Source organism: Microbacterium sp. (assembly GCF_031178525.1).
In the GTDB taxonomy this organism is placed as follows: Bacteria; Actinomycetota; Actinomycetes; order Actinomycetales; family Microbacteriaceae; genus Microbacterium.
Genome location: NZ_JAPSJA010000091.1, coordinates 1 through 9,478, shown reverse-complemented (window position 1 = coordinate 9,478; position 9,478 = coordinate 1). Strand labels below are relative to the sequence as shown.

General features: G+C 70.3%; 12 protein-coding genes. 9 read left to right on the top strand and 3 right to left on the bottom strand.

Annotated elements, in window-relative coordinates:
• The 6 genes from RIF89_RS07755 to RIF89_RS07730 all read left to right on the top strand — a co-directional run.
• Positions 1-803, top strand: an 803-nt coding sequence (locus RIF89_RS07755; RefSeq protein ID WP_309068554.1) for an SDR family NAD(P)-dependent oxidoreductase, incomplete at its 5' end; no start/stop codon positions are given.
• 284 nt (positions 804-1,087) lie between these two features.
• Positions 1,088-1,258 carry a hypothetical protein gene (locus RIF89_RS07750; protein ID WP_309068553.1) on the top strand — a complete coding sequence of 57 codons (171 nt, stop codon included), beginning with the start codon at positions 1,088-1,090 and terminating at the stop codon, positions 1,256-1,258.
• 128 nt (positions 1,259-1,386) lie between these two features.
• Complete coding sequence (locus RIF89_RS07745; protein WP_309068552.1) at positions 1,387-1,977, top strand: hypothetical protein; 591 nt, start codon at positions 1,387-1,389, stop codon at positions 1,975-1,977.
• Between the two features lie 334 nt (positions 1,978-2,311).
• Entirely contained in the window at positions 2,312-3,178 is an 867-nt protein-coding gene (locus RIF89_RS07740; RefSeq protein WP_309068551.1) for an AraC family transcriptional regulator, read from the top strand.
• A gap of 393 nt (positions 3,179-3,571) precedes the next feature.
• A complete protein-coding gene (locus RIF89_RS07735; protein WP_309068550.1) occupies positions 3,572-4,255 on the top strand; it encodes a fasciclin domain-containing protein in 684 nt (227 codons plus the stop codon).
• An 85-nt stretch (positions 4,256-4,340) separates the two neighbouring features.
• Positions 4,341-5,930 carry a molybdopterin-dependent oxidoreductase gene (locus tag RIF89_RS07730; protein ID WP_309068549.1) on the top strand — a complete coding sequence of 530 codons (1,590 nt, stop codon included), beginning with the start codon at positions 4,341-4,343 and terminating at the stop codon, positions 5,928-5,930.
• A gap of 110 nt (positions 5,931-6,040) precedes the next feature.
• Here RIF89_RS07730 and RIF89_RS07725 read toward each other — a convergent pair whose 3' ends face one another.
• Complete coding sequence (locus RIF89_RS07725) at positions 6,041-6,502, bottom strand: GNAT family N-acetyltransferase (RefSeq protein WP_309068548.1); 462 nt, start codon at positions 6,500-6,502, stop codon at positions 6,041-6,043.
• Between the two features lie 239 nt (positions 6,503-6,741).
• Between RIF89_RS07725 and RIF89_RS07720 the strand changes: the two genes are divergently transcribed.
• From RIF89_RS07720 to RIF89_RS07710, 3 genes are read left to right on the top strand one after another with little or no spacing between them, the layout of a single operon-like run.
• Positions 6,742-7,608: an endo alpha-1,4 polygalactosaminidase gene (locus RIF89_RS07720; RefSeq protein ID WP_309068547.1), complete on the top strand. Its 867-nt coding sequence runs from the start codon at positions 6,742-6,744 to the stop codon at positions 7,606-7,608.
• A gap of 54 nt (positions 7,609-7,662) precedes the next feature.
• Positions 7,663-8,232 carry a dihydrofolate reductase family protein gene (locus RIF89_RS07715; protein ID WP_309068546.1) on the top strand — a complete coding sequence of 190 codons (570 nt, stop codon included), beginning with the start codon at positions 7,663-7,665 and terminating at the stop codon, positions 8,230-8,232.
• A gap of 53 nt (positions 8,233-8,285) precedes the next feature.
• Complete coding sequence (locus RIF89_RS07710) at positions 8,286-8,621, top strand: hypothetical protein (RefSeq protein ID WP_309068545.1); 336 nt, start codon at positions 8,286-8,288, stop codon at positions 8,619-8,621.
• A gap of 118 nt (positions 8,622-8,739) precedes the next feature.
• Here the strand turns inward: RIF89_RS07710 and RIF89_RS07705 are convergent, their stop codons facing one another.
• Together RIF89_RS07705 and RIF89_RS07700 are read right to left on the bottom strand one after the other, a co-directional pair.
• Entirely contained in the window at positions 8,740-9,036 is a 297-nt protein-coding gene (locus tag RIF89_RS07705) for a DUF1905 domain-containing protein (RefSeq protein ID WP_309068544.1), read from the bottom strand.
• Between the two features lie 4 nt (positions 9,037-9,040).
• The coding region (locus RIF89_RS07700) for a penicillin-binding transpeptidase domain-containing protein (RefSeq protein ID WP_309068543.1) at positions 9,041-9,478 on the bottom strand (438 nt) is incomplete at its 5' end.

Below are 9,478 nucleotides of genomic sequence, written 5' to 3'. Positions count from 1 at the left end.
CGAGCGCGGGATCACAGCGACACTGCGATCCGCTTGGCACGCTGGAACGCGGTGGAGCTCCGCATGAACGTGCGACCCAGGTCGCACCCTTAGAGTCGCCGGAACGTCACAGCCCGAAGGAGCTCGCCATGCCCGTCATCGCCATCATCGGAGCCGGACCAGGGCTCGGAGCGGCCGTCGCGCGTCGCTTCGGCCGCGAGGGCTTCTCGGTCGCCCTGATCTCGCGCGACCAATCGAAGCTCGATGCCATGGTGGCGGAGCTGGACTCGGCGGGGGTGACAGCCAAGGGCTACTCAGCAGACGTGCGTATCCCCGCTGAGCTCGAGGACGCGCTCGGCCGTGCCGCAGCAGACCTCGGCGCCATCTCGATCCTGCAGTACAGCCCGCTTCCGTCTCGCGACTACCTCAAGCCAGTCCTCGAGCTGACCCCTGAACTCGCACTGGAGGCCGTGCAGTTCTCCCTGCTCGGCCTGATCCACGCCGCCCGCGCGGTGCTGCCCTCGATGCAGGAGGCGGGGGATGGCAGCATCATCCTGATCAACGGCGGGACCTCGGTGCAGGCACGCGCCGGCTTCGCGGGAACCTCCGTTGCCTTCCCGGCCGAGAGCGCGTATGGCGAGATGCTTCACGACGCCCTCGAGAACGAGGGGGTGCGGGTCAATCAGCTCGTGATCCCTGGAGCGATTCCCCGGCTTCAGCTGCCCAACGGCATCGATGATGTAGCCGACCGGATCTGGGACCTGCACACCGATGGAGGGCCCTTCCGCACCATGCTCATCCCGCTCGAGGAGGGCAGGGAGTAGGGGCAGATAGGCCCTGTCGGGGTCGTATTCAGCACCGGCACGAGACGGCGCGCTCCTAAGGCGCCGTCGGGTGTGGGCGACGATCGTGTTGTTGCTCCGTGACGGAACGCGGTGAATTTCCGCTTCAACGCGTGATGCCCGACCGAGATACGGCTTCGCCGGGAGGATTCTCGGATCCGGCCCGTGACCAAGCCGCTTCTCCCCTGGAGGGGCGGATCGCGCGAGCGGCTGGTCACGCGACGGCGCTGAGCGTAACCTGAGGCGACCGCGAGAGGAGGATCCCTATGCCCGGCCACGCCCACGATTTCGCGCCCGATGCCATCCCGGCGCCCGAGGAGTCGACCATCCCGGAGGTGGAGGAGGACGAGACGATCGCGCCTCGGCCAGAAGAGGAGATCGCGGACGTTCTGCGCGCGGAGCCGGACATCGCGGATCACGGCGGCCGCATCCGGTGACGCCCGCATCGCGGACGAGACCTCGCATCCTCGTTGGACTGGCATATGTCGTCGGCACCGCACTGCGCGGTTTCTTCTCTCTGCTCCGGCGCATCCGTCATCCTCGCCCCATCCATCCTCACGGGCTGGTGCTGACGGGGCAGGCCACCTGGATTCGTGATGCGGAACGCTCGGGAATCGACTGGGTCGACGACGTCCGGTTAGAGCCGCTTACGGTGACCGCACGGCTGTCCCGAAGCGTCGGGCTGCCCGACCACCTGCCGGACGTGCTCGGTCTCGCCTTCCGGTTCCATATCGACGATGGCCCGCACACGGATGTGCTGCTCTCGACAACCGGCATCGGCTTCCCTTCCCGGTTCTTCCTCGTGCCCCGGCGCTCGCCGACGGGCGCGACGTTCGGGACCCTCCTGCCGTACCGCTCGCCTCGGGGACCGGTTCTGATCTGCGCTCGGAGCATCCCCACGCGTGCGCTCCCTGCGGAACTCGGGGACCTCCGGCGGGCGCTCCACGAGCAGCCGTGGCGACTCCGGCTCTATCATGCGGCAGCGACCGGCAAGTGGCATCCCTTCGCGGAAGTGCTGCTTCGGCCTGCTGCCGAGCCGGACTCTGCCGAACTACGTTTCGATCCGGTGGGGCATCCGCCTCCCGGGTCCACCACCTACGCATGGGTGGGCAAAGTGCGGGGGCCGAGCTACCGAGCCGCGCAGGGCGGAGCCTGAGGAAGGCTGAGGGCGGCGCACCCCCTGCACCGCAGACCGGGAGGGGCTGGACGGCTGCAGTCCCGCACGCCGACGCCGATGACTGCTTCCGGGAGTCGAGCGTGCCGACGTTCCGTGAGAATCGGCCGGCGGAAACTCGATTGATCGGCTGCGTGACGTCGTGGAGTTCCGCTTCAACGTGTGGCCCGCAGATCTGTCGGGCCCCGCTGATCCTCGCCATCGACGGGGCCTCTTTCGAAGTGGTGGGATGACCGCGCCACCCGACAGAATCGAACCTCGATGATCGGGCGTGCGTCGCGCTGCCCGACGAGAGTGGTGGGCGAAGGGGGCGATCATGATCGAGATCCTCAACCGCCTGGTCGACGAGGTCGAACGCCGGCTGGGCGCAGAGATCGACGTCGACGCGCTCGCCGCGTCGACGGGAACGACCGGCTATCACCTGCGTCGGATGTTCTCGTCGCTGGCGGGCATGCCCGTGTCGGAGTACGTGCGTCGTCGGAGGATGACCGTCGCGGCGTCCGACCTGATCGGCGATGAAGATCTCCTGACGATCGCTGTGCGCTTCGGCTATGGATCCGTCGAGGCTTTCGGCCGCGCGTTCCGCTCGGTGCACGGAGTGAGCCATGGCGATGTTCGCCGCGATGGTGGCCCCCTTCGGACCCAACCCACCATCAGGTTCCGCCTGACCGTCGAGGGGAGCACCGCAATGGACGCCCGAATCATCGAACGACCCGCCTTTCGCCTCATCGGCCACGCCGCGCGCGTGCCGCTGATCCACGAGGGCGTCAACCCACACATCCAGCAGCACATCGCGTCGCTGCCGCCCGAAGAGCACCAGCGGCTCAAGGACCTCGGCGGAGCGGAGCCACACGGCTTGCTGCAGATCAGCGCCGATGTCGATCCGGACTACCGCGAGGGGAGCGAGCTGACCTATCTGCACGGAGTCTCGATCGAGGCTGAGACGGAAGTGCCGGCAGACCTGGACCTCCTGGAGGTGGACCCCGGCGCGTGGGTCGTGTTCCACACGTCGGGGCCGCACCCGGAGGCGCTGCAGGACGCGTACGCGGCGGCCGCCGCCGACTGGTTCCCTTCCAACCCCTGGCGGCTGCGGCCCGGGCCCTCGATCGTCGCCGTCCTCGACCACGCAGACGACTTCAGCACGGCGTCGTGCGAGCTGTGGTTCCCGATCGAGCGAAGCTGAGATGTGCGCGGCGTCCCGCGATCAGCCGGACAGGGCCCGGCCCGTGGTCTGCGTGATGGCCACCGTCACCAAACGGGTCACCGGAGGGCGGATCGGTTGCCGTGCGCCGCCGCGGCCGCGAGACCGCATTCGCGCCGCGAGACATCACCGTGCGGCGATGTCTCGCGGCGGAGGCGATGACTCGCGGTCCGTTGAGCCGGACGCGCCGCGGTCGCGGGGGAGCATCCCGGTCGTCGTCGCCCTGCGCATTGGGGTGCGACGTGAGATTCTTCCAATCCGATCCGCCGACGTCGCCGAACTCCTTGTATGCGCCGCCTTCACGGGGCGCTCCGTCCCCGGCACCGAGGACGGACTTGGAAGAGCTCGACCGGGCTCCCCAACAAGGAGAAACTCATGCTCAACAGCACCAAGCACATCACCGGCGGGCTCGCCCTGTTCGCCGTCTCCGCGCTGGCCCTGACCGGCTGCTCGATGGGATCGGGCGGCTCGGCGAACGAATCGAGCGAGTCGACGGCGCCGTCGAGCGCGCCTTCCTCGGAGGCACCCGCCGAGGAGTCGATGGACGGCACCATGGACCCCGCGGGAAACCTCGTGGGCCCCGGCTGCGCGGACTACGCCGAGCAGGTGCCGGACGGTGCCGGCTCGGTCGAGGGCATGGCTCAGGACCCGGTGGCCACGGCTGCGTCCAACAACCCGATCCTCACCACGCTCACCGCGGCGGTCAGCGGTGAGGTCAACCCCGACGTCAACCTCGTCGACACGCTCAACGGCGACGAGTTCACCGTGTTCGCCCCCGTCGACGACGCCTTCGCGGCGATCGACGCGGCCACGATGGAGACGCTCTCCACCGATGCCGACATGCTCACGTCGATCCTGACGTACCATGTCGTCCCCGGCCAGATCGCGCCCGACGAGATCGCCGGCATGCACACCACCGTGCAGGGCGGCGACCTCGAGGTGACCGGCGAAGGCGACGAGCTCATGGTCAACGACGCCATGGTCGTCTGCGGCGGCGTGCAGACCGCCAACGCGACGGTATACCTGATCGACTCCGTCCTGATGCCGCCGGCATCCTGATCCGGCGTTAGATCGCGGAAGTGATTCGGGGCGGCCGCCGGTGCAGACGCCGGCGGCCGCCCCGACTGCGGCGAAGGGGACGGACATGACGAAAGTGTCGAGGGCCGGAAGATTCTTCTGGCCTGCGCTGACCGGCGTGATCGGCGCCGGCGTGCTGCTCGCGGTGAGCGAGCTGATCGCGCTGCTCGTCGCGCGCGAGGCAAGCCCGATCCTGGCCGTCGGTTCGTTCGTCATCGACATCGTTCCGCAACCCGTCAAAGAGTTCGCGATCGCCGCCTTCGGTGCCTTCGACAAGATCGCGCTCCTTCTCGGGCTCGCCCTGGCCGTGATCGTGGCGGCGAGCCTGGCCGGACTGCTGGAGGCGCGCTGGCGGTACTCCGGGGCGGTCGTCCTCGCGATCGGGGCCGCCCTCGCGACGGCCGCCATCCTCACACGCTCCGGTGCGAGCGGACTCGCGTGGCTGCCGCCCCTCGCCGGGGCGATCGCCGGCATCGCCGTCCTGCTGATCCTGATCAAGCGCTATCGGCGCTGGGCGCAGTTGCCGGCGGATCGTTCCGCACCCCTGGACGACGCGGACGAGAAAGAAACCGACGCCGTCACCGCCCGCATGGGCCGTCGCTCCTTCTTCGCGCTCTCCCTCGTCGCGGCGGGTTCCGCCCTCGTCGTCGGCATCGGCGCACGCGTCGCCAACGTGGCGACGACGTCTGTACGCGCGATCCGCGACGCGCTGAAGCTTCCGGCTCCACGCGCGGAAGTCGCCCTCCCGGATGGCGCCGAGCTGGACATCCCGGGCCTCAGCCCGCTCATCACGCCCAACGCGGACTTCTACCGCGTCGACACCGCCCTGACGGTTCCGACGGTCGATCCCGGGACCTGGCGGCTAATCATCGACGGGATGGTCGACCGCAGGGTCGAGATCACGTTCGACCAGCTCCTCGAGATGGGCCTCGACGAGTACGTCATCACGCTCACGTGCGTCTCGAACGAGGTGGGCGGCAAGCTCGTCGGCAACGCCCGCTGGCTCGGCGTGCCTCTCCGCGACGTGCTGCGCCTCGCCGGCCCGCAGGCGAACGCCGACATGGTGCTCTCGCGCAGCGTCGACGGCTACACCGCGAGCACACCGCTGTCATCCCTGACCGACGACGGCATCGACGCGATCCTCGCCGTCGGCATGAACGGCGAGCCGCTGCCTCTCGAGCACGGCTTCCCCGTGCGGATGGTCGTGCCCGGCCTCTACGGATACGTCTCGGCCACGAAGTGGCTCACGGAGCTCAAGGTCACCACCTTCGCCGCAGACGAGGCGTACTGGACCCCGCGGGGCTACAGCGCGGAGGCGCCCATCAAGTTCTCGTCGCGCGTCGACACGCCGAGGCCTGGCAAGCGCGTGAGCGCGGGCCGGACGCCTATCGCCGGCGTGGCGTGGGCGCAGACGGTCGGGATCGAGCGCGTCGAGGTCAGCATCGACGACGGCGCGTGGCAGGCCGCGACGCTCAGCACGCCGATCAACGACGACACCTGGGTGCAGTGGCACCTCGAATGGGATGCGGAGCCGGGCACGCACTATGTCGCGGTCCGCGCCATCGACCGCCAGGGCAACCTGCAGGCCGAGGAGAAGGCGCCGATCGCGCCCGACGGGTCGAGCGGCTGGCACCGCGTCCTCATCTCCGTGGATTGACGGCGAGCGGCTGTCCGGTCGCCGGACGGGAGCCGAAACGAAGGATCGATCCTCCGAAGAGATCCTCCATTTCGGACGTTCTCGGCCGATCCGGATCGCCGGGCGGCGCGTCAGCAAGCGGCGCGTCGGGAGCCGGAGAGGTCCGGATCCGCAGCGGAATGAGCCGCATCCCGCCACATGCAGACGAGGCGTGGGCGCTCATCCCACGACGCCACCCGCGAGAAGCCGCGCGACTCGTACAGGCGGATCGCGCTCTCGCGCCAGTCCCACACGGTCAGCGTCACGGGGACGGACCCGGCAGCCGCGAGCGCCGCGTCCAGCAGCGCGGAGCCGACACCGCGGTCGCGGAAAGCGGGCGATGCCCACAGCCGCTTGACCTCGGCGGACCCGGTCCGCGGCTTGAGCACCGCGACGCCCACCACGGTGCGATCGAGCTCGGCCACGAGGATGCGGCAGTCCGAGAACGCCTCGGCGGGGTTCTCGACTTCTGCGCCGTAGCTCGCGGGCAGCTCGCCCGCGGGCGAGAGTCGGCCGCCGGCCTCGTGCGCGCGCTTCTCGATCTCGGTCTGCACGAGATACGCGCAGGGCCGCGCTGATCGCCCCGGAGTCCGCGGCGCGTGCTTCGCGCACGACGGGCAGCGGTATCGCGACGGACATGATCGGATTCTGCCACCGGCGGGCTCGGGCCCCTGGTGTGGCGTCGCGCACGCGCGGCGACATCGCGGATGATCGAGGGGGAGGGACAGCGACGGGCGTCTCCCCGGCGACAGCGACCCGCGCAGGTCGTCCGTCCGTGAGACGAGGAGAACCGGTGAACAGACGCGCGACGCTCGCCGCCCTGTTGCTGGCCGCCGCCGCGGCCTTGACGGCGTGCGCGGCCGGTGCGCCGGATCCCGTCGGACTGAGCGCGAGCGACACGGGCGCGGTCCAGCTGCCGCCGACCACCGGAGTCTTCGACTACCAGCTGGGCGAGACCGCCGACCGCGTCGACCTCGGGGAAGGTCCGGTGGAGATCGACGTCGTCGTGCGTGACGCCACCGCCGAGCCCCTCGCCGGCGCCTACAACGTCTGCTACGTCAACGGCTTCCAGACCCAGCCCGGTGAGGCCGCGTTCTGGCTGGATCGCGACGACCTGCTGCTGCGCGACGCCGCGGGTGAACCGGTGATCGATCCTGACTGGCCGGACGAGTTCATCCTCGACCCCGGCACGGCCGATCAGCGGAGGGGCATCCTCGGCGTGCTCGGTCCTGTCATCGACGGCTGCGCGGACGACGGCTTCGATGCCGTCGAGATCGACAACCTCGACACCTCGACGCGCTTCGAGCAGATCGACGTGGCCGGCGCGCATGCTCTCGCGGCCGCCTATGTCGAGCGGGCGCACGCCGCCGGGCTCGCGATCGCGCAGAAGAACGCGGCCGAGATGACGCCGCTGCTCCACGACGAGCTGGGCTTCGACTTCGCCGTCACGGAGGAGTGCGGCGCGTGGGACGAGTGCGCGGCCTACACCGACGAGTACGGCGACCACGTGCTGCAGATCGAGTACCCCGACGCGCTCGAGGAGCGAGGCGCGACGTTCGACGAGGTGTGCGACGAGCGCGAGCGCGCGCCTCTGACGATCCTGCGCGATAGGGCGCTTGTGGCGCCCCGCAGCGCGGGCTTCGTGTACGCCTCCTGCTGACCAGCGGACTGTCGAAGCTGTTGCGTCACCCGTCGATCGGCGGGAGCATGCGGCATGGGAACCCTCAGCTACACCGCGACCGTCTCGATCGACGGGTACGTCAACGACGCGACCGGCGACTTCAACTGGTCGGGGCCGAGCGACGAGGTCTTCCGGCTGCACGTCGAACGCATGGCCGCCGTCTCGACCGAGGTGCTGGGGCGCAACACGTTCGGGTTGATGCAGTACTGGGAGACCGATCCCGATGACGACTCGTGGGGCGACGACGAGCGCGAGTTCGCGCGGCGCTGGCGAGCCCTGGATCGCGTGGTCGCGTCGTCGACGCTCGCACCGGAGGACGTTCGCCCCGACCGAGGTCGGCTGATCCGCCATCTCCGCCTCGCGGATCTCCGGGACATCGTCGCGGACGCGCCCCGCGAGGTGGAGATCTTCGGGCCCACGACCGCCGGCGACGCGATCCGAGCGGGGATGGTGCGGGACTTCCGATTCTTCATCGTGCCGAAGATCGTCGGAGGCGGCCTGCGCGCGCTGCCGCAGGACGTCCGGCTCGACCTGCGCCTCGTCGAGCAGCGCACGTTCGACAACGGCACCGTGTATCTGCACTACAGGTCGCCGGAGGCCTGACGCGGCGCGGGGAGATCGTTGAGCCGGCGCCCCCCCGGGCTATCGTTCGCCTCATGGACACAGTGCGCGACGCGCCGCGATCGATGACAGCCGCAGGCGGCACGGCGCTCGGCCTCGCCGTCGTCGCCGCGCTCTCGCTCATGGCGGCGCACCTTCTGAACCGCGGCGACGCTGCGGATGAACTCGCGTCCCTCGGCTTCCTCCTCGGCTGGGCCCTGCTCGCCTGGGCGGTCGCCATCGCCGGCGTCGCCGCCGTGCAGCTCGCCCGGTCTCTGGCGCGTCGCCGCCCCGCGCGAGTGGACATCCTGCTCCTCGCCGCCACCGCCGCGGTCATCGCCGTCACGCTCGCGGCCCACCCGCCGTTCGGCAGCGGGGGCGCCTCGGCCTAGACGGGCGTCATGTGAGCCTGGGCCCCGCCCGCGCCTCCCGAACGCTCGCGATGGCCGGCGCGTGCCGGGCGGCGTCGCCGAATGGGCGGGGTCGAGCCTCGGGCGTCGCGACGGACGGTCACCGGGCCGGGTCGTCCGGCAGCCGCACGACGGCGGTGACGACGTCGCCGATGTCGATCCGCTCGGCGCGCTGCACAGCGACCTTGATCGGCAGCAGGAAGCGGCCATCCTTCGGCCACATCGCGGTGTCGAACTGGGTCTCGCCGATCGTGGCGATCACGGGGATCTGACCCCAGTACATCAAGCCGCGCGCGGCGTCCTTGATCTCCGTGAAGAGCGCCGCGGGCAGGGGAGCGAACACGAACGGCGCGGGTCCGCGCCACTCGATCAGCTCGGCCTCGAACTCCCACGCCACGCGTTCACCACTTCTCGAAGAACGCCTGCAGCAGCGGCCCGGCCGTCGTGGCGCCGGACTCACCCGTCTCGACGAACACCGCGACAGCGAGGTCACCGTGTGTGCCGATCATCCAGCTGTGCTTCGGGTACGAGCCGTCGTCGCCCGCCTCGCCGTACTCGGCCGTGCCGGTCTTCGCTCCCACCGGATCGCCGGGGAGGCCGCCGAGGAACGTGGCCGAGCCCTCTGTCACGACCGCGCGCATGAGCTCCCGGAGCGCGGCCGTCTCCGCGTCGGTGAGCGGCTGCGCCGGATCCGCCTCGCCGGGTCGGTCCGCGACGAGGTGGGGCACGACCGTGCCGCCGGCCTGGATCGACGCGGCGACCGTGGCCATGCCGAGCGGCGAGGCCGTGACGCGGCCCTGTCCGATGAGGTCGGCGGCCCGCTCGGTCTCGCTCTCCGG